19 protein-coding genes are annotated in these 19,833 nt (G+C 66.9%); 16 read left to right on the forward strand and 3 right to left on the reverse strand.

Features of this window, described 5'->3' with window-relative positions; all coding sequences use genetic code 11:
• Positions 1–47: 47 nt before the first annotated feature.
• From GD627_RS14060 to rbfA, 5 genes are all read left to right on the forward strand, one after another.
• On the forward strand, positions 48–674 hold the full coding sequence (locus GD627_RS14060) for a ribosome maturation factor RimP (RefSeq protein ID WP_146363332.1): 627 nt from the start codon (positions 48–50) through the stop codon (positions 672–674).
• Positions 675–1,646 carry a transcription termination factor NusA gene (gene nusA / locus GD627_RS14065; RefSeq protein ID WP_152272993.1) on the forward strand — a complete coding sequence of 324 codons (972 nt, stop codon included), beginning with the start codon at positions 675–677 and terminating at the stop codon, positions 1,644–1,646.
• A gap of 49 nt (positions 1,647–1,695) precedes the next feature.
• Positions 1,696–2,085, forward strand: coding sequence for a YlxR family protein (locus tag GD627_RS14070; RefSeq protein WP_146363750.1), 390 nt, complete (start codon positions 1,696–1,698; stop codon positions 2,083–2,085).
• A 132-nt stretch (positions 2,086–2,217) separates the two neighbouring features.
• Positions 2,218–5,121, forward strand: coding sequence for a translation initiation factor IF-2 (gene infB, locus GD627_RS14075; protein WP_152272994.1), 2,904 nt, complete (start codon positions 2,218–2,220; stop codon positions 5,119–5,121).
• Positions 5,122–5,265: 144 nt separating this feature from the next.
• The gene (gene rbfA / locus GD627_RS14080) at positions 5,266–5,745 is read left to right on the forward strand and encodes a 30S ribosome-binding factor RbfA (protein ID WP_152272995.1); all 480 of its coding nucleotides are present in this window, start codon (positions 5,266–5,268) and stop codon (positions 5,743–5,745) included.
• 67 nt (positions 5,746–5,812) lie between these two features.
• Here rbfA and GD627_RS14085 read toward each other — a convergent pair whose 3' ends face one another.
• Positions 5,813–6,970 (reverse strand): pyridoxal phosphate-dependent aminotransferase, encoded by a 1,158-nt coding sequence (locus GD627_RS14085; protein ID WP_152272996.1) that lies wholly within the window; start codon positions 6,968–6,970, stop codon positions 5,813–5,815.
• Between the two features lie 75 nt (positions 6,971–7,045).
• On the opposite strand from GD627_RS14085, the gene truB reads away from it, so the two are divergent.
• The 8 genes from truB to GD627_RS14125 all read left to right on the forward strand — a co-directional run bounded on the left by truB (position 7,046) and on the right by GD627_RS14125 (position 14,998).
• Positions 7,046–7,954, forward strand: a complete 909-nt coding sequence (gene truB, locus GD627_RS14090; RefSeq protein ID WP_246165515.1) for a tRNA pseudouridine(55) synthase TruB — start codon at positions 7,046–7,048, stop codon at positions 7,952–7,954.
• A complete protein-coding gene (locus tag GD627_RS14095; RefSeq protein WP_146363320.1) occupies positions 7,955–8,329 on the forward strand; it encodes a hypothetical protein in 375 nt (124 codons plus the stop codon).
• Positions 8,326–8,775: a hypothetical protein gene (locus GD627_RS14100; protein WP_152272998.1), complete on the forward strand. Its 450-nt coding sequence runs from the start codon at positions 8,326–8,328 to the stop codon at positions 8,773–8,775. The genes GD627_RS14095 and GD627_RS14100 overlap by 4 nt, the downstream gene beginning before the upstream one ends.
• Positions 8,776–8,858: 83 nt before the next feature.
• Positions 8,859–9,530 (forward strand): DUF4345 domain-containing protein, encoded by a 672-nt coding sequence (locus GD627_RS14105; protein WP_246165516.1) that lies wholly within the window; start codon positions 8,859–8,861, stop codon positions 9,528–9,530.
• 107 nt (positions 9,531–9,637) lie between these two features.
• The gene (locus GD627_RS14110) at positions 9,638–10,621 is read left to right on the forward strand and encodes a bifunctional riboflavin kinase/FAD synthetase (RefSeq protein ID WP_152272999.1); all 984 of its coding nucleotides are present in this window, start codon (positions 9,638–9,640) and stop codon (positions 10,619–10,621) included.
• Between the two features lie 132 nt (positions 10,622–10,753).
• Positions 10,754–11,023, forward strand: a complete 270-nt coding sequence (gene rpsO, locus GD627_RS14115) for a 30S ribosomal protein S15 (protein ID WP_146363312.1) — start codon at positions 10,754–10,756, stop codon at positions 11,021–11,023.
• A 348-nt stretch (positions 11,024–11,371) separates the two neighbouring features.
• Positions 11,372–13,597 (forward strand): polyribonucleotide nucleotidyltransferase, encoded by a 2,226-nt coding sequence (locus GD627_RS14120; protein ID WP_152273000.1) that lies wholly within the window; start codon positions 11,372–11,374, stop codon positions 13,595–13,597.
• Positions 13,598–14,998 (forward strand): M16 family metallopeptidase, encoded by a 1,401-nt coding sequence (locus GD627_RS14125; RefSeq protein WP_152273001.1) that lies wholly within the window; start codon positions 13,598–13,600, stop codon positions 14,996–14,998.
• A 104-nt stretch (positions 14,999–15,102) separates the two neighbouring features.
• Here the strand turns inward: GD627_RS14125 and GD627_RS14130 are convergent, their stop codons facing one another.
• Both GD627_RS14130 and moaA read right to left on the reverse strand, forming a co-directional pair.
• Positions 15,103–15,363, reverse strand: coding sequence for a MoaD/ThiS family protein (locus tag GD627_RS14130; protein ID WP_152273002.1), 261 nt, complete (start codon positions 15,361–15,363; stop codon positions 15,103–15,105).
• Positions 15,364–16,518 carry a GTP 3',8-cyclase MoaA gene (gene moaA / locus GD627_RS14135; RefSeq protein WP_152273003.1) on the reverse strand — a complete coding sequence of 385 codons (1,155 nt, stop codon included), beginning with the start codon at positions 16,516–16,518 and terminating at the stop codon, positions 15,364–15,366. It abuts the gene before it with no gap.
• A gap of 38 nt (positions 16,519–16,556) precedes the next feature.
• On the opposite strand from moaA, the gene modA reads away from it, so the two are divergent.
• The 3 genes from modA to GD627_RS14150 are packed head-to-tail and all read left to right on the forward strand — an operon-like array spanning position 16,557 to position 19,805.
• A complete protein-coding gene (gene modA, locus GD627_RS14140; RefSeq protein WP_152273004.1) occupies positions 16,557–17,390 on the forward strand; it encodes a molybdate ABC transporter substrate-binding protein in 834 nt (277 codons plus the stop codon).
• Positions 17,391–17,436: 46 nt separating this feature from the next.
• Positions 17,437–18,237 carry a molybdate ABC transporter permease subunit gene (locus GD627_RS14145; protein WP_146363300.1) on the forward strand — a complete coding sequence of 267 codons (801 nt, stop codon included), beginning with the start codon at positions 17,437–17,439 and terminating at the stop codon, positions 18,235–18,237.
• A complete protein-coding gene (locus GD627_RS14150) occupies positions 18,234–19,805 on the forward strand; it encodes a molybdopterin-dependent oxidoreductase (protein ID WP_152273005.1) in 1,572 nt (523 codons plus the stop codon). Before GD627_RS14145 ends, GD627_RS14150 begins: the two co-directional genes overlap by 4 nt.
• The last annotated feature ends 28 nt before the right edge of the window (positions 19,806–19,833 follow it).

Consider the following 19,833-nt stretch of genomic DNA (forward strand, 5'->3'; position numbering starts at 1 on the left):
GGAATGTCGGTAGTCTAGGACTACAACAACATCTAGTGGGAGGCAGCATGGCGGTTCGGCCCAACCCCAAAAAAGACACGTCGTCGGATTACCGCAGGAATGCGATGCGTGCAGAAGTAGCCGCGGAAACGCAGCGGCTGAAGAGTTACCTGGCCCCCACGGTAGAGATGCAGGATCTGTTCCTGGAAGACATCGAGATCAAACTGGCCGGTGCCCACCGCACCGTCCACGTGATTGTCGATCTCCCGGAGGACCAGTCCGGAGGCGTCAGCCTGGACCGGATTGCGGCCGCGGCGCAGGTGATTTCCGACGCAATGGACAACGATCCGGGCGATGACGGACGTCCTTACAACCTCGAGGTTTCATCCCCCGGGGTTTCCCGTCCCCTGACCGAGCGGCGCCACTGGCGACGCAACACGGGCCGCATGGTGTCCGTGTCCGTGGAGCGCGGGGACGACGTCATGGGACGGCTCGTCTCCGTCGACGATGACGGCATCACGCTAATACCGGAACTTCCGGTCAAGAAGGGGATGAAGGCCAAGCAGGGGGACCCCGTCCATCTGGCATTCGGCACCATCCGCAAGGGGCGCGTGGAAGTTGAATTCGCCCACCTTGAAGACGACCCGGCCGGCGAGGACGCCCCGGATGACGAAACCACAGCTGAGGAGGCCTAGATGGAAATTGATATGAGTGCGCTGAGGCTGCTGGAACGCGAACGGGAGATCCCCCTGGATCTGCTCGTGCCGACCATTGAGCAGGCTCTGCTGGTTGCCTACCACAAGACCAACGGCGCGCAGGATCAGGCGCGGGCGGAACTGGACCGGAAAACCGGCCACGTCACCATTTGGGCCAAGGAGCTTGACGACGACGGCGAGGAGATGGGGGAGTTCGACGACACTCCTGCCGGCTTCGGCCGCATTGCCGCCAGCACCGCGCGGCAGATCATCCTGCAGAAGCTGCGCGACGTCGAGGATGACAACATCCTCGGCGAGTTCAAGGGCCGCGAAGGGGAACTGGTCTCCGGCCAGATCCAGCAGGGCAACAACCCGCACATGATCCAGGTCAACCTGGGCTCGGTCGAGGCACTGCTGCCTCCGCCCGAGCAGGTGCCGGGGGAGAAGTACACCCACGGTTCCCGCCTGCGCGCCTTCGTCGTGGACGTGCGCCGCGGCTTCAAGGGCCCGTCCATCACGCTCTCACGGTCCCACCCGGGCCTGGTCCGCAAGCTCTTCGAACTGGAAGTTCCGGAAATCGCGGACGGCAGCGTGGAGATCGTGGCCCTGGCCCGCGAGGCCGGCCACCGCTCCAAGATTGCGGTCAAGGCCAACGTCCCGGGCATCAACGCCAAGGGCGCCTGCATCGGAGAAATGGGCTCGCGTGTGCGTGCCGTCATGAACGAACTGCATGACGAGAAAATCGACATTGTGGACTTCAGCGAGGATCCGGCGACCTTCATCGCCAATTCGCTCTCGCCGTCGCGCGTGAATTCCGTGACCATCACGGATGAGGAAATGCGTTCCGCACGCGTAGTGGTTCCCGACTACCAGCTTTCCCTGGCCATCGGCAAGGAAGGGCAGAATGCCCGTCTGGCAGCCAAGCTGACCGGCTGGCGGATCGACATCGTTTCCGACTCGAAGGCTTCCTAGGCCGACGGTGCCGGAAGAGGATGCGGCGCCGGGCAAGAAAGGCGCTAGAATGTACAAGGCCGGGTCTCCCTCAGCCTCCCGTTCAGCCGCTTCCGGCGCTGCATCGGGAAACCGGGTATCCAGGCACGTTCCCCAGCGGACGTGCGTGGGATGCAGGAAAAGGGATGATCAGGCTGTTCTGCTGCGGTTGGTCCGTGTCAGCATGGAAGGCGGAAATGCCGTCCGTGTCGACGAAGATCGCCGAATGCCTGGGAGGGGTGCCTGGTTGCACCCCGACACGGCATGCCTGAGATTGGCAGTGAAACGTTCGGGTTTTCCGCGGGCCTTCAGGGGTTCCGTAGGAATAATCGACGTTGAGCGTTGGTTTAAGGCACTTGGGGACGTTCCGACCGGGAACGAACCCAAAACCGTCCAACCTGAAAGCGGGTCAGAAATCTGATGGAAACCCGATGAGTACCCAGCGATGAGTACTTTGTTGTGCTCTGTGATGGGCTCCGCTGCAGCTGCAGTCGAAGCCCGCAGCAAATAGACGGTTCGTGCCTGGCTCGGTGCGGACCGAGACAGGAGAAATGTGGCCAAGGTCCGCGTACACGAGCTTGCTAAAGAGCTCGGCATTACCTCGAAGGATGCAGTTGCAAAACTGCAGGAACTGGGCGAATTCGTCCGTTCCGCCTCATCAACCATTGAGGCCCCGGTAGTCAAGAAACTTCGAGGCGCCTTCCCGGCGTCTGAGAACAAGGCTGCCGCTTCCCCGGCAGCGCCTGCCAAGGCCGACGCTCCGGCGTCCCGCCCGGCAGCACCATCCCCCAAGCCCGGCTCCGCAAAGCCTGCCCCGGCGGCTCCCGCAGCTGAGCAGCCGGCGCCTTCTGCCCCCGTGGAAACCGCTCCGGCGCCTTCCGCCCCCGCAGAAGCAGCTCCGGCAGCCCCCGCACCGGAAGCCCCGGCAACCCCGGCTCCGGCCGCGGCACCGGCAGCAACCGAGGCGGACACCGCCAAGGCACCCGCCTCTTCGGCTCCCCGTCCCGGTGCTCCGCGCCCCGGTGCCGGCGGTCCCCGTCCGGGCAACAATCCTTTCGCCACGTCCCAGGGCATGCCGCGTCCCCGCGGCGGCCGTGACGGCGAGCGGGGTGCCGGTGCACCTCGTCCGGGCAACAACCCGTTCGCTACCTCGCAGGGCATGCCGCGTCCGGGTGGACGCCGCGATGAAGCCGAACGCCCCGGTACGCCGGGTGCAGCAGGACCCCGTCCGGCTGCCGGTGCAGGTGGACCGCGTCCCGGTGCTCCCCGTCCGGGTGCACCGCGTCCCGGTGCTCCCCGTCCGGGTGCACCGCGTCCGGGCGCTCCCCGTCCGGCAGGAGCAGGCGCCGGCGGCGCACGCCCCACGCCGGGCATGATGCCTAACCGCACCGAACGCCCGGCAGCCCCGGGCCGTCCCGGTGCAGGCGGCGGCCCCCGCCGCGGACCGGGCGGAGCCCCGGGTACCGGCGGCGGCGCACCCGTTGGCGGCGGTTTCGGCAAGGGCGGCCGCGGACGCGGCGGCACTGCCGGTGCTTTCGGCAAGGGCGGCGCAGGACGCGGCAAGCAGCGCAAGTCGAAGCGGGCAAAGCGGCAGGAACTGGAGCAGATGTCAGCTCCGTCGCTGGGCGGCGTTTCGGTACCCCGCGGTGACGGCAACACTGTTGTCCGTCTGCGCCGCGGTGCATCCATCACGGACTTTGCCGACAAGATTGAGGCCAACCCGGCAGCACTGGTCACCGTTCTGTTCCACCTCGGTGAAATGGCAACGGCCACGCAGTCCCTCGACGAGGGAACCTTCGGTGTCCTGGGCGAGGAACTGGGCTACCGGATCGAGGTTGTGTCGCCTGAAGACGAAGAGCGCGAGCTGCTCAGCCAGTTCGACATCGACTTTGATGCCGAGCTGGAAGCCGAAGGCGATGACGAGCTGGAAGCACGTCCTCCGGTAGTCACCGTCATGGGCCACGTCGACCACGGTAAGACCCGCCTGCTGGACGCCATCCGCAACTCGAATGTTGTTGAAGGCGAGCACGGCGGCATCACCCAGCACATCGGTGCCTACCAGGTCGAATTCGAGCATGAGGGCACCGAGCGTGCCATCACCTTCATCGATACTCCGGGCCACGAGGCGTTCACCGCCATGCGTGCACGTGGTGCCAAGGTCACCGACATCGCAGTCCTGGTTGTCGCAGCCGACGACGGCGTCATGCCGCAGACGGTCGAAGCACTCAACCACGCACAGGCAGCCAATGTGCCGATCGTGGTCGCAGTGAACAAGATCGACAAGGAAGGCGCCAACCCGGAGAAGGTCCGCGGCCAGCTGACCGAATACGGTCTGGTTCCCGAGGAATACGGTGGCGACACCATGTTCGTTGAGGTCTCCGCACGCCAGAACCTCAACATCGACGCGCTGCTCGAAGCCGTGCTGCTCACCGCAGACGCTGCCCTGGACATGCGCGCCAACCCGAACAAGGATGCCCGCGGTATCGCGATCGAAGCCAACCTGGACAAGGGCCGCGGTGCGGTAGCAACCGTGCTGGTCCAGTCCGGAACGCTGAAGGTCGGCGACACGATCGTGGCGGGAACGGCCCACGGCCGCGTCCGTGCCATGTTCGACGAGAACGGCGACAACGTCACCGAAGCCGGACCGTCGCGTCCGGTCCAGGTGCTCGGCCTGTCCAACGTTCCCCGCGCCGGCGACACGTTCTTCGTGACCGACGACGAACGCACCGCCCGCCAGATCGCCGAAAAGCGTGAAGCTGCGGACCGCAACGCGGCCCTGGCCAAGCGCCGCAAGCGGATCAGCCTCGAAGACTTCGATCAGGCTGTTGCCGACGGCAAGGTGGACACCCTTAACCTCATCCTCAAGGGTGACGTTTCCGGTGCCGTGGAAGCCCTGGAAGACTCGCTGCTCAAGATCGACGTCGGCGAAGGCGTGCAGCTGCGCGTCATCCACCGCGGCGTCGGTGCCATCACGCAGAACGACGTCAACCTGGCGACGGTGGACAACGCCGTCATCATCGGCTTCAACGTCAAGCCGGCCGAACGCGTTGCCGACCTGGCAGAGCGTGAAGGCGTGGACATGCGCTTCTACTCCGTCATCTACGCAGCAATTGATGACATTGAGCTTGCACTCAAGGGCATGCTCAAGCCCGAGTACGAGGAAGTCCAGCTCGGCACCGCCGAGGTCCGCGAAGTCTTCCGTTCTTCCAAGTTCGGAAACATCGCCGGCTCGATCGTCCGCTCCGGTGTCATCCGCCGTAACGCCAAGGCACGGGTTACCCGCGACGGCAAGGTCATCGGCGAGAACCTCACCGTTGACTCGCTCAAGCGGTTCAAGGACGACGCCACCGAGGTCCGGACGGACTTCGAATGTGGTATCGGCCTGGGCTCGTTCAACGACGTCAAGGAAGGCGACATCATCGAGACCTTCGAAATGCGGGAGAAGCCGCGCGTCTAATCCGTGGCAGGGGCCGCCGGGAAACCGGCGGCCCCGTACCGGCCGGTTTCCGGCCGTGGTGCGGCCCACCGACAACGTGCACAGCGCCCGGCTCACGCCGGCGTCTGTGCGCGCCCGATTATTCTCAGGTAATAAGGAGAGGTAATGGCAGATCCAGCACGCGCTGCGAAACTCGCTGACCGAATCAAGGTAGTAGTTGCCCAGGCGCTCGAACGGCGGATCAAGGATCCCCGGCTGGGCTTCGTCACCATCACCGATGCCCGGGTCACCAACGATCTGCAGCATGCCACGCTGTACTACACCGTTTTCGGCGATGAAGCACAGCAGGCGGATACCAAGGCTGCCCTGGAGTCGGCACGCGGCATCCTGCGTGCGGAGGTGGGCAAGAACATCACCGTCCGCCTGACGCCTACGCTCGAATTCGTCGCCGACGAGATTCCGGTCAACGCCGGGCACCTCGAGGAACTGATCCGTGCAGCCAAGGAACGCGACGCTGAACTGGCGGCGCTGAAGAAGGGCGCCACCTACGCCGGCGACCCGGACCCGTACCGCAAGGACGAGGATGACGAGGACTTCGAGGACGACCTCGAATCCGAAGCACCGGTCAACTCGGACGCCAAGTAGTCCTCAGGCAGGCACAAAGGGAGCGGCTCCATCCGGAGCCGCTCCCTTTTTTGCTGTCCAGGTCCGGCTAGCCGGCGTCTGCAGGGGACGGCAGCCGGCGCATGCCCTCCAGCAGCTCCGCACGGTCACCGCAGAGGGCAATCCGGATCCAGCCCTCACCGATGGAGCCGAAGGCCGTCCCCGGTGCCACGGCCACCGATTCCTCCTTGAGGAACTGGAAGGTCCAGTCGCGGACATTGCCGCCGGTGGCAAAGGACATGTCGGCCCAAAGGTAGAAGGCGCCCTGGGCGGCCAGATAGGGGATCCCCTTCCCGTCCAGCACGGCGCAGGCGGCGTCCCGGTTGGCCCGGTAATGGGCGGAGGCCTCGGCCACGTAGTCCTGCGGTCCGGTCAGCGCCGCAAGGGCCGCATACTGCGAAGGGGACGCCACACAGGAGACGGTGGACTCCATCACCGTGCTCGCTGCCGTTTCCAGTCCCTCCGGCATGATGAGCGCACCGATGCGCAGGCCCGTCAGCCCGTAGGTCTTGGACAGCGTGAGGGACGTGATGACGCGTTCCCCGGCGTCGCCGTCGAACGCCAGGGGACTCACGTGGGGAACATCGAAAGTGAAGGCCTCGTAGCATTCATCCGAGACAATCCACAGGTCGTGCCGCCGCGCCAGCTCCACCAGCTCACGCGTCAGGTCCCGGCTCAGCACCGCACCCAGGGGGTTGGACGGAGAGTTGAGCAGCAGCACCCGCGTGCGCGGCGTCAGCAGGGCCTCGATATCCTCCACCCGCGGCTGGAATCCGTGGTCCGGATACAGCGGGTATTCCACCGGCACGGCGTGCAGCAGTTCCGCAGTCATTGCGAACGTCGGGTAGCCCGGATTGGGCACCAGGACCTCGTCACCGGCATCCAGGAGCAGGGTCAAAGCCAGGTGCAGTCCCTGCTGCGCCCCGGACGTGATGAAAGCCCTATGGGGGGAAATGTCCAGGCCGGAGGCCGCACCGGCCCGGCGGGCAAAAGCGGCGCGTACGGCAGGGATTCCGGCGTTGGGGGTGTAGCCGGTCTCGTCGCGGTCCAGAGTGGCCCGCGCCGCATCGAGGATGTGGGCAGGGGTGGGGAAACCGGGTTCGCCGATACTCAGGACAAGGGCGTCCGGCGTGTCCCACGCCGCTTGGGTGATTTCACGGATCTGGTTGGCCGGAACGTTTTGGACATGGGGTGAAAGCTGTGGCATATCCGAATGTTATCGCTCCGGCCGGCAACGGCGGTGCGGCCCGGGGGCCGCGCCCCGCGACATATACTGAAAGGCGTGAATTCCGGGCAGGTCCGTTCAGGACTGATTATTGTGGACAAGCCGCAGGGATGGACGAGCCACGATGTGGTCGGCCGCCTGCGGAGGCTGGCGGGTACCCGGAAGGTTGGACATGCAGGCACCCTGGATCCGATGGCCACCGGCGTGCTGGTGGTGGGCATCAACAAGGCAACCCGCCTGCTGACCTACATTGTCGGCACCACCAAGACCTACGAAGCCACCATCCGGCTCGGCCAGTCGACCGTCACGGACGACGCCGAGGGGGAAGTCACCGCCGAAACCATCGCCGCCGCAGTGACGGACGAGGAGATCCGGGCAGCCGTCCGGGAGCTCACCGGAGACATCCAGCAGGTCCCCAGCAGCGTCAGCGCCATCAAGGTCAACGGAGAACGTTCCTACGCCAGGGTCCGTGCCGGCGGCGAGGTGAACCTGCCCTCCCGGCCGGTGACCGTGTCCCGCTTCGAGATCCATGACATCCGGCGGGAGAACGGCGGCAAACTGCGCGACGTCGATGTCACCGTCGACTGCTCGTCCGGCACCTACATCCGGGCACTGGCCCGTGATCTCGGCGCCGCGGTGGGCGTGGGCGGACACCTGACGGCTCTGCGCCGCACCAAGGTGGGCCCGTTCGGGATTGATTCCGCCTCCACCCTTGAGGAGCTGGCCGAAGACCTGCGCGTCCGGGACCTTGACGACGCCGCTGCGGACCTTTTCCCGGTGCGCAGCCTCTCCGCCGCCGAGGCCGAGGATCTCTCGCACGGCCGCCGGATCACTGCCACCGGGAACTCGGAGCCCGGGCCGGTGGCTGCCATTGACCCGGACGGCCGCGTGGTGGGGCTGCTGGAGGACAAGGGCGGCCAGGCCAAGGCCCTGCTGGTGTTCACCCCCGGAAACGAGAAAGCGTAGATGAGCGTGGATCCGCTGTTCCTTGTCGGGGCCCTGGTCTGCCTGGTGTCCGTGGTGCTGTGCATCGGTGCCGCCGCCCTCAAGCAGGGACCCAATGACCTCACCATCCTGTCCGCCGCAGCCGTGGAACTGTTCCTGCTGGTCTACGGAGGAGCGTCCCTGCTGCGCCTGGCAGGCGGCCAGGGTATCGCCGGGGCGGCCTGGGAGTTCTGGGGCTACCTGCTCACGGCGCTGATCATTCCGGTCGGGGCCGTCTGGTGGTCCCTCATGGACCGGAGCCGGTGGAGCAACATCGTGCTGTCCGCCGTCGGAATCACTGTTTTTGTCATGCTGTTCCGGATGGAACAGATCTGGGACGGAGCCAATCTTCTATGAACCGCAGCAACAACTCCCACGACGCCGGATCGCAGGACGCAGCCCCGCAGGCCGGGCGCAATGCCGGCCCCGGCCGGCTGCTGGTAGCGGTGTACGCCATCTTTGCACTGGCGGCGACGGCCCGCGCGGCGTTCCAGATCCTCACCAAGTTCGAGCATGCCCCCCTGGCCTACCTGCTCTCCGCCTTCGCCGCCGTGGTGTACATCGTGGCCACCGTGGGGCTGGCCCGGTCCGGAGCAGGCGCATACCGTGTTTCGGTGGCTGCCGTGGGCGTGGAAATGGTCGGCGTGCTGGCCGTCGGGCTCTTCGGACTGATCGATCCGGCGGCACTGCCCGAAGACACGGTCTGGTCCGGCTTCGGCAGCGGCTACGGATATGTGCCGCTGGTCCTGCCGATGATCGGACTGTGGTGGCTGTACCGGCACCGCGAAGACGCGCGCCGTTGAAATAAGTATGCTTACCTGTTTCGGGGGACCGCGTGAGACGATGGCGGGAACACTTACCGTCCGTACTCCGTCTAGGGAGAACCATGAGTAACTCAACGCCCGCCCCCGGCGACAGGAACCGCCCCCAGGGCACCGACATGCCCCAGGCCCGGGCGCCGCGGACTGCACAAACCCCGTCGCCTGATGCTTCCGTGCCTGACGCTCCGGCGTCCTCCGGGGCAGCGTCCGGAAGGTCCGGCCGGAAGCAGGGGAAGCCCGCCAGGCAGCCCAAGGCGGCCAAGGCCTTCAAGAGCAGCGATGACTGGGGTGTCTTCCGTGCCGTGGTGATCGGAGTGGGCATTCTGGTGGCGGGCTTCGGCCTCTATAACCTCATCACCGGAACGGCCGGACTGCCGGACGCGTCCGGGGGAGAGGTCAACCCCACGCTGGAGAGCCAGTACCGGTTCTTCGCCGCCATGATGGTGGGCGTCGGCGCCGCGTTCGTGGCCATCGCCGTAAAGTTCCAGTGGGCGAACATGCTGTGGCTGGTCTGCCTGATGGTGTTCCTGGGCGGTATCGGCCGGGTGCTCTCCTGGGCATTCTCCGGCACCCCGCACTTCACTTTCATCGTGCTGATGATCCTTGAGCTCGCCTTCCCTCCGGCGCTGCTGGTCTGGCACCGGTTCATCGCCAAGACCTCTGACCTGCGCCGCGAGTACAGCCAGCAGGCGGGCGGGACCGGCACTGATCCCGGGATTGCGGGCGGTTCCCGGTAAGCGCCGCTGATCGGACATAATGGATAGGTCCCGGCGCGGCGCAAGCCTCCCGGGAACCTGGATATGCCGATCGCCCGGCACCGGAAAATGCTGCTAAGGAGCTGTGCGTGTACTACTGGAATGACCTGGCGGAGATACCTGCCGACTTCGGTCCGACAGTAATCACCATCGGCAACTTTGACGGCGTGCATCTGGGGCACCAGCACGTGCTCAACCGGCTGGTGAAGGTGGCGCGGGCCCAGGACGCGTCGGCCGTGGCCATCTCCTTTGACCCGCACCCGGCACAGGTGCACCGGCCCGAGAGTGCCCCCGAACTGATCATGGGCACCACGGACCGGGTGCAGGCCCTGGCGGATACCGGGCTGGACGGGCTGCTCATGATGCATTACACCCTGGACCTGGCGTCGCTGACCGCAGAGGAATTTGTCCGCCGGGTCCTGGTGGAGGCACTGCATGCCCGGACCGTCGTCATTGGCCACGATGTGCGCTTCGGCAAGGGCAATGCAGGAGACCTGGAGACCATGCGCAAACTCGGCCGCGAACTGGGGTTCGCCGTCGAGGCCGTGGAGGACTTCGGCGCCCTGCCGGACGGTCCCGCCTCCGGGCGCCGCTGTTCCTCCACCTGGATCCGCGAAGCCCTGCGCGAGGGTGATGTCCGCACCGCGGCCCGCCTGCTGGGACGTACCCACCGCATGCGCGGCGAAGTGGTCCACGGAGCGGCACGCGGACGGGAACTGGGATTCCCCACCGCCAATCTGGCTCCCGAATCTTCGGGCCTCATCCCCGCCGACGGCATCTATGCCGGCTGGCTGGTGGACGAGGCCGGGACCCGGTGGCCCGCCGCCATCTCCGTGGGTTCCAACCCCACCTTCGAAGGGGTCAGCCGGCAGGTGGAGGCGCATGTGATCGACCGCCCGGACGAAAAGGTCGAAGACTTCAACCTGTACGGCCAGCACGTGCTGGTGGAATTCGTGGACCGGCTGCGCGGCATGGTGGCGTACACCGGACCGCAGGCCCTGGTAGACCAGATGCGGATCGACGTCGAACGCACCCGGAACGTCCTTTCGACAGAAAGCGGCACGGGCAGGTAAACTGGATTCAAATTCGGCTGCGGTCCGTGGCGGCTGAATTTCTTTATGTTCCAGGGGATTCCCCCGGGAGCAGAAAGATTCCCGGCAGCGAAGTGCTGACTCGGGCCTCACGGCACAACTCTAGGAGTTACATTGGCACTCGATCCCGCCGTCAAGCAGGAGATCATTCGGGAATTCGCTCGGGCTGAAGGGGACACCGGTTCCCCCGAGGTTCAGGTTGCTGTGCTGTCACGGCGCATCCTCGACCTGACCGAGCACCTGAAGACCCACAAGCATGACCACCACACCCGCCGCGGCCTGATGGCCCTGGTTGGTCGCCGTCGTCGCATGCTGAGCTACCTGCGCGAGACCGACATCGCCCGCTACCGTGCGCTCATCGAGCGCCTCGGCCTGCGTCGATAGTCTTTGTGGAAGGCGGCACCTGTGCACTGCACGGGGAGCCGCCTTTTGCGCAGGCAGGCATGGACACCGGGAAAGCCGGAAGCGCACCTGCCTGATATGCGAAGCGGCCCCCTCCCAAGGGGGACCCGCTGAGCAGTAGTAAAAGCAGTACAACAGAAGCACAGTAAACATCACAGGAGTCAGCCAGCATCGCAGCATTCGCGGTCCTCGGTAGTGGTCCCCGGGAGATTCTGCCCGAGGACCTCGATCGAAGACCGGGTGTTGAACGTGCGGCCCGTGCCGTACGGAAAGAAGTCCGAATCGGTGCTGGGTGCCTCCGCCCACAGAAGAAACGGAGGTGACTCTCATATGGAGGGTCCCGAAATTCAGTTCTCAGAAGCCGTCATTGACAACGGCAAATACGGTAAGCGCGTCATCCGCTTCGAAACCGGCCGCCTTGCCCAGCAGGCCGCCGGCGCGGCGATGGTCTACATCGACGAAGACACCGCCCTGCTCTCGGCCACGTCCGCCGGCAAGTCCCCGCGCGAAGGTTTCGACTTCTTCCCGCTGACCGTGGACGTCGAGGAGCGTATGTACGCTGCCGGCCGCATCCCGGGCTCGTTCTTCCGCCGCGAAGGCCGCCCCTCCACCGAAGCCATCCTGGCCTGCCGCCTGATGGACCGCCCGCTGCGCCCCGCGTTCGTCAAGGGTCTGCGCAACGAGGTCCAGATTGTGGTTACCGTCCTGGCGATCAACCCGGACGTTCTCTACGACGTGGTCGCCATTAACGCGTCCTCCATGTCCACCCAGCTGAGCGGCCTGCCGTTCTCCGGCCCGATCGGCGGCGTCCGCGTGGCCCTGGTCGACGGCCAGTGGGTTGCCTTCCCGAAGCACTCCGAGCTGGAGCGCGCAGTCTTCTCCATGGTGGTAGCCGGCCGCATTGCCGGTGACGACGTCGCCATCATGATGGTGGAAGCCGAAGCCACCGACAACGCCTGGAACCTCATCAAGGAAGAGGGCGCCACCGCCCCGACCGAAGAGGTTGTTGCAGAAGGCCTCGAAGCGGCCAAGCCGTTCATCAAGGTCCTGTGCGACGCCCAGTCGGACCTGGCTGCCCGCGCCGCCAAGCCCACCGTTGAATTCCCGATCTTCCTGGACTTCCAGGACGACGCTTTCGAAGCCGTTGAGGCTGCCGCCGGCGAGAAGCTGGCCAAGGTCTTCTCCATCGCCGACAAGCAGGAGCGCGACGCTGCTGCCGACGCCCTGAAGGACGAAGTCAAGGCCGCCCTGGCGGAGAAGTTCGAAGGCCGCGAAGGCGAAATCTCCGCAGCCTTCCGCGCCGTCACCAAGCAGGTTGTGCGCCAGCGCATCCTCAAGGAACAGGTCCGCATCGACGGCCGCGGCCTGACGGACATCCGCCAGCTCACCGCCGAGGTAGAGGTTCTGCCCCGCGTGCACGGTTCGGCCATCTTCGAGCGCGGCGAAACCCAGATTCTGGGCGTCACCACGCTGAACATGCTGAAGATGGAACAGCAGATCGACTCGCTGTCGCCGGTAACGCGCAAGCGCTACATGCACAACTACAACTTCCCGCCGTACTCCACCGGTGAGACCGGCCGCGTGGGTTCGCCCAAGCGCCGCGAAATCGGCCACGGTGCCCTCGCCGAGCGCGCTCTGGTTCCGGTGCTGCCCTCGCGTGAAGAGTTCCCCTACGCCATCCGCCAGGTCTCCGAAGCCCTGAGCTCCAACGGCTCCACGTCCATGGGTTCGGTCTGCGCCTCCACGCTGTCCATGCTCAATGCCGGCGTGCCGCTGCGCGCTCCGGTTGCCGGCATCGCCATGGGCCTGGTTTCCGACCAGGTTGACGGCGAAACCCGCTACGCAGCCCTGACCGACATCCTCGGCGCCGAAGATGCCTTCGGCGACATGGACTTCAAGGTTGCCGGTACCTCTGAGTTCGTCACGGCCATCCAGCTGGACACGAAGCTCGACGGTATCCCCGCCTCCGTGCTGGCAGCAGCGCTGAAGCAGGCCCGCGAGGCCCGCCTGCACATCCTCGATGTCATGCAGGCAGCCATTGACGCACCGGACGAGCTCTCCGAGTTCGCCCCGCGCATCATCTCGGTGAAGATCCCCGTGGACAAGATCGGCGAGGTCATCGGCCCGAAGGGCAAGATGATCAACCAGATCCAGGAGGACACCGGCGCTGACATCTCCATTGAAGATGACGGCACGGTCCTCATCGGCGCAACCGACGGCGGCTCCGCCGAGGCTGCCCGTGCGGCGATCAACGCGATCGCCAACCCGATGGTTCCGGAAATCGGCGAGCGTTACCTGGGTACGGTCGTCAAGACCACCACCTTCGGTGCCTTCGTCTCCCTGACCCCGGGCAAGGACGGCCTGCTGCACATCTCCGAGCTGCGTAAGCTCGCCGGCGGCAAGCGCGTAGACAACGTCGACGACGTCGTCTCCGTGGGCCAGAAGGTCCAGGTGGAAATCACCAAGATCGATGACCGCGGAAAGCTGTCGCTCTCCCCGGTGGTTGCTGAAGACGCCGAAGGCGACGAAGCAGCAGAAACCGAGTCAGCAGAGTAAATGCCGGAGAATTCCGATGGAAGCCGTCCCGTGGTCCCTTCTTCCCTGAAGGGGCACGGGACGGTTGTCCAGCTGCCGCTGACCACCCTTTCCTCCGACCCGACGCTCGTCATCGGGACTCCGGGAGGCGCCGTTGTGCGCCGTTCGGTGCTGCCCGGCGGTGTCCGGGTGCTGACGGAGGAAATGCCCGGCCAGCGCAGCACGGCCATTGGATTCTGGGTAGGTGTCGGCTCGCGGGATGAAGCCGCGGGCCGGCACGGCTCCACACACTTCCTTGAGCACCTGCTGTTCAAGGGCACCAGCCGCCGCTCGGCGCTGGATATTGCCTCGGCGTTTGACGAGGTGGGCGGAGAGTCCAACGCGGCCACCGCCAAGGAAAGCACCTGTTACTACGCACGGGTGCTGGATACCGATCTTCCGATGGCCATTGATGTCATCACGGACATGGTGACGTCCGCCGTCCTGGATCCGGAGGAACTGGAACAGGAACGCGACGTCATCCTGGAAGAGATCGCCATGGACAATGACGATCCGGCCGATCTCTGCCACGAAAAGTTTTCCGAGGCGGTGCTCGGGGAGCATGCCCTCGGCCGCCCCATCGGCGGCACCCCCGACGCCATCCGCAGCGTGTCCCGCGAAGCGGTCCTTGAGCATTACCGGCGCTACTACCGTCCGGAGGAGCTGGTAGTCACTGCCGCCGGGGGACTGGACCACGAGCACGTCTGTGCCTTGGTGCTGGAGGCCCTGCAGGCTGCCGGCTGGACACTGGACCCTTCGGCAACTCCGGCTCCCCGCCGGGAGACTGCCCCGGCCCGGATCTCCGGGACGGCGGGCGTGCAGGTCATCAACCGTCCGGTGGAGCAGGCCAATATTGTTATGGGCTGCCCCTCGTTGACCGCCACGGATGACCGCCGCTTTGCGATGAGCGTGCTGAACACCATCCTGGGCGGCGGCATGTCCTCCCGCCTGTTCCAGGAGATCCGCGAGAAGCGCGGTCTGGTGTACTCCACCTACTCCTTCTCGGCGTCGTACGCCGACGCCGGCTACTTCGGCATGTATGCCGGCTGCTCGCCGAGCAAGACCCGCCAGGTCATCGACCTGCTCGGCAGCGAACTCGAACGCCTCGCCGCCCACGGCCTGGAGCCGGGGGAGCTGGCCAAGGCCCTGGGCCAGATTTCCGGCGGCATGGTGCTCGGGCTGGAGGACTCCGGTTCCCGGATGTCCCGCCTGGGCCGGGCGGAGCTGGTCAGCGGCGAGTTCATCGACATCGACGAGTCCCTGCGCCGGATCCATTCCGTCACCGCCGAACAGGTGCAGGAACTGGCCGCCGAACTTGCTGCCGCGCCCCGCACCATCACCGTCGTGGGTCCGTTCGAGTCGGCTGCCGAACTGGGTTTCTAAACCCCGCACACAACTACGCCCGTATCAAAAAGGCACATCCGGACGGGTTCCGGATGTGCCTTTTTGCGTTGACCGCCGCCGCCGTTGTCCGGCCTGTGCTGCGCCTACCCGCCGGCGAACGGCGGGAGGATGTCCACGACGTCGTCCGGCTGCAGCAGCAGATCCGGGTTGCGGGCCGCGGTTTCGTTGACCAGGAAGGTGCTGCGCGCAATGACGGTACCCAGGTCCGTGGTCCCGGACCCGGGCGTGGGGTAGCGGACGGCAAGTTTTCCCGTCAGCTCCGCCAGTGTCAGCGGCCCCTCGTCCAGGTGTTCTTCTTCTGTGCCGGCTGCTGCCTTCGCAGCGCCGAAGTATCGGATCAGCACTTAGCCGCCTATCGCACTCATGGTTCGGTCGGGCTGGACATAATCGGCGTCGCCGAGCCCGGTGTGGCCCATGCCGTGGGCCTTGGGCTTGCCCCACATGGCTTCCTGCCAGCGCCGGACAACGGCGTCGTCATCCACGCCGCTGCGCAGCAGTGCCAGCAGGTCCGTTTCGTGGTGTGAGAACAGGCAGCTGCGGACCTTGCCCTCGGCCGTGATCCGGGTGCGGACGCACTCGGCGCAGAAGGGCTCGGTGACGGAGGCAATGATGCCCACGGTTCCGACGACGGTTGCCGGATCGGCGTTCCGGCGTACCTCCCAGCGCTGGGCGGGGGCCCCGCCGCGCTCCCGGGGGTCCGGCGTCAGCACGAAGTCCCGTTCCAGCAGCGTTCGCATTTCGGCGGCCGTGATCATGCCGTCCCGGGTCCAGCCGTGGTCCGCGTCCAGCGGCATCTGTTCGATGAAGCGCAGCTCAAAGCCGCGGCTCACCGCCCACTCCAGCAGGGCCGGAGCCTCGGCGTCGTTGATGCCGCGCATCAGCACCGCGTTGATCTTGACCAGTCCCAGACCCACGCGGGCCGCTTCCTCAACGCCCCGCAGCACCCGGTCCAGGAACGGGCGGCGGGTGAGCTGGGCAAAGGTGTCCGGGTGCAGGGAATCCAAGGACACGTTGATCCGGGTCAGGCCGGCATCCTTCAGGGCCTGCGCCTTCTTATCCAGGCCCAGTCCGTTGGTGGTGAGGGAAATGGGCAGGTCCGGGTGATTGGCACGGATCCCCGCCACAATCTCCACGAGATCCGCACGCACCAGCGGCTCGCCGCCGGTCAGGCGAAGCTCCCGCACGCCCAGCCGGTCCACGCCGAGGCGGACGAGCCGGACAATTTCGTCGCGCGCGAGCACCTTGTCCCGAGCCAGCCAGTCCAGCCCCTCCGCAGGCATGCAGTACGTGCAGCGCAGGTTGCATTTGTCCGTGAGGGACAGCCGCATGTCGGTGGCCCGCCGGCCGTGCCGGTCCAGGAGACCGTCAGCCGGGGTGAGCGCGGACGCGGGGGAGGGCGGCACCTGTTCGGCACCGCCGGCTGCCCGGGCATCCCGGGCGCCGATGTCTGATGTACTGGGGGAAGGGCTGATTACAGGCATTCCCAGCTGAGTTCCCATCCCTCGAGGTTACGCCCTTTCACAGTTAGGCTCTATAAATGCGTTTGGTCCTCCGCTCCCAGCGGATTATGGCGGCATCCGCAGTGATGTTTCTCACGGCTTCGGTGGCTGCCTGCACCTCCCCGGGTACCGCCGCTGCACGCGACGCCGGCATTACCCTCTTTGCGGCGTCCTCGCTGACGGACGTTGTGGAGGACCTCAATGCGGCGTACGACGGCGGCGGGCGGCTGCGCATCAATGTGGGCTCCAGCAGCCAGCTCGTGGCGCAGCTGCAGTCCGGAGCGGCAGCGGACGTGGTGATCACGGCGGACCTGGAAGCGCTTGAGCCCCTGCGGACGGACCTGGACCGGGAGACGGTGCTGGCCAGCAACCGCCTGGTGCTGGCCCTGGCCGGAGGCAATCCGGCAGGAATCACCGTGTTACGCGATGTTGCGGCCGACGGCGTCCGGACCGCCCTGTGCGCCCCGTCGGTCCCCTGCGGCCGGGCGACGGATCGGGTGCTGCAGGCAGCGGGCCTGTCCCTGACGGCACCGAGCCTGGAGGACAGTGCCCGCTCGGTGCTGACCAAGGTCTCCAGCGGACAGGCCGACGCCGGATTTGTCTACCGGACCGATGCCCTCGCCGCCGAACAGGCCGGCGTCACCTATCTGCCGCTGGAGGATCCGGACCCGAACCGGTACCCGGCCGCGTTGACCAGCCAGGGGGCCGCGAGCGCGGAGGCCGCGGCATTCTATGAGTGGCTGACGGGGCCGGAAGGGGCAGCCGTCTTCGCGGAGGCCGGGTTCGGTCCGGCGGACCCGGCAGCCGGACCGGACACCCCTGCGGTCCCCGGTACGGCTGACAGCACCCCCGGGAGCACCGATGCCCCGTAGGACGCCCGAAAGTCTCCGGTCCGGGGCCTCAGGAGCCGGGTCCGCGATGAGCCGGGAGGCACGTGCCACCACCCCCGGCTGGCTGTGGATTCCGGCCGGGCTTGCCCTGCTCCTGTGCGCCGGGCCGGTGGCCTCGCTGCTGCTCAACGTCCCCTGGACCTCGCTGCCGGAGCTGCTGGGAACGGACAGTGCCCGTACGGCGCTGGGGCTCTCCCTGGCCACCTCGGCCGTGTCAACACTGCTCTGCGTCCTGCTGGGCCTGCCCCTGGCCGTGCTGTTCAGCAAGCTGGAGGGTCCCTGGATCCAGCTCATGCGCGGCATCCTGCTGATTCCGCTGGTGCTCTCACCGGTGGTCTCCGGCATTGCCCTGCTCTACTTCTGGGGCCGGGAGGGGATCGCCGGAAAGCTGCTGGGCACCGTGGGCGTGGACGTGGGGTACTCACCGGCCGCCGTCGTCATCGTCCAGGTGTTTGTCTCCCTGCCGTTCTTCGTGGTTGCGTCGCTGAACAGCCTGTCCACCGTGGACCGTGACCTGGAGATGGCCGCCGCGACGTCCGGCGCCGGACCCACGGCGATCCTGCGCCACATCACCCTGCCGCTGGCGCTTCCCGGCATCGTCGCCGGAACCCTGCTTGCCTTCGCCCGCTCACTGGGCGAGTACGGGGCCACCATCACCTTCGCCGGCAGCATCGAGGGAAGCACTCGAACCCTCCCGCTGCAGATTGAACTGAGCCTGAACTCCAACCAGCCCCAGGCCGCGCTGGGCATCTGCCTGATGCTGATCGCGCTGTACCTGCTGGTCCTGCTGATGGCCCGCGCCACCACCGGACGGTTGCTGCCGGGATGAGCACCCGGAACGCGGAGCCCCGTTTGCCTGCCGGCAGCCCCCGCCGGGGGAACCTCCGGTGGGCTGCCGCCGCGGGGCTGGTCGCTGCCGGCTTGGGGGTGGCTGCCGGGGAGCTGCTGGCCGCCGGCGTCAGCCCGTCGCTCTCCCCGGTGTCCGGAGTCGGCTCGGTTGTCATCGATGCCGTTCCCGGCCCGGTCAAGGACGCCGCCATTGCGCTGTTCGGCACGGCCGACAAGGCCGCACTGCTGGTCGGCATGGGGCTGGTCATCGCCCTCGCCGCCGTCGGAGCAGGCCTGCTGGAACTGCGCCGGCCCCCGCTTGGCGCGGCCGTACTCGGGCTCTTCGGGGCGGCAGGCCTGGCAGCGGTCCTGTCCCGGCAGCAGTTTTCCATCCTGGCGCTCCTGCCGCCGGTGGCCGCCGGCGCCGTTGCCGTGCTGGTCCTCCGGGCCCTCACCGCACGGATCCGGGATCTGGCAGCGGCACGGACGCCGGAGGACGCCGCCGTGCGCCGCCGCACGGTGCTGACCTCCGTAGGCGGGGGAACGGCGGTGGCCCTGCTCGGTGCCGCGCTGGCGGGCATAGCCCGCGGCGGGCAGGTGGGCGTCACCGCCCTGCGCGAAACCGTCAGGCTGCCCATGCCGGTGCGCCCGGCGGCTGCGGTTCCGGCCGGTGCGGAGCTCGCCGTCAACGGCCTGGCGCCGCTGGTGACCCCGGCCGCGGACTTTTACCGGATTGACACTGCCCTGAGCGTGCCGCTGGTCGATCCGGATCAGTGGCGGCTGCGTATCACCGGGATGGTGGACCGTGAGGTGGAGCTGAGCTACGCCGAGCTGCTCGCCCAGCCGCTGCAGGAAAGCTATGTCACCCTGACCTGCGTCTCCAACGAGGTGGGCGGGGATCTGATCGGCAACGCCCGGTGGCTGGGGATGCCCGTCCGGGACCTGCTGGCCCGGGCAGGGGTCCGGCCCGGTGCGGACATGGTGCTTTCCACGAGCCGGGACGGCTGGAGCGCTTCCACCCCCCTGGAAGCGCTCACCGATGACCGCGACGCGCTGTTGGCCGTGGGCATGAACGGGGAACCGCTGCCCCTGGAACACGGATTCCCCGTCCGGATGGTGGTGCCCGGACTGTACGGCTACGTTTCGGCGACCAAGTGGGTCACCGAGCTGCGGGTCACCCGGTTCGCGGATGAGACCGCCTACTGGACGGACCGGGGATGGGGCGAGCGCGGTCCCATCAAGCTCTCCTCCCGCATCGACGTTCCCGGACGGTCACCGGTGACAGCGGGAGCCGTCACCGTGGCGGGGGTGGCCTGGGCGCAGCACACCGGCATCAGTGCCGTACAGGTGCGCGTGGACGACGGCGCCTGGCAGGACGCGGAACTTGCTCCCGGCATTTCCGCGGACACCTGGCGGCAGTACCGGACCTCGGTGGATCTGGCGGCGGGGGAGCACCGCATCGCCGTCCGGGCAGTGGACGCCAACGGAGTCCGCCAGGCGGAGGAAAAACGGCCGGTGCTCCCCGACGGAGCCACCGGACTGCATACAATTCGGGTGACGGTGCGCTGAGGTCCGCTTCCTGCCTGCTTCCGCCCAA

The organism is Arthrobacter yangruifuii (assembly GCF_009192775.1).
Lineage (GTDB): Bacteria > Actinomycetota > Actinomycetes > Actinomycetales > Micrococcaceae > Arthrobacter_B > Arthrobacter_B yangruifuii.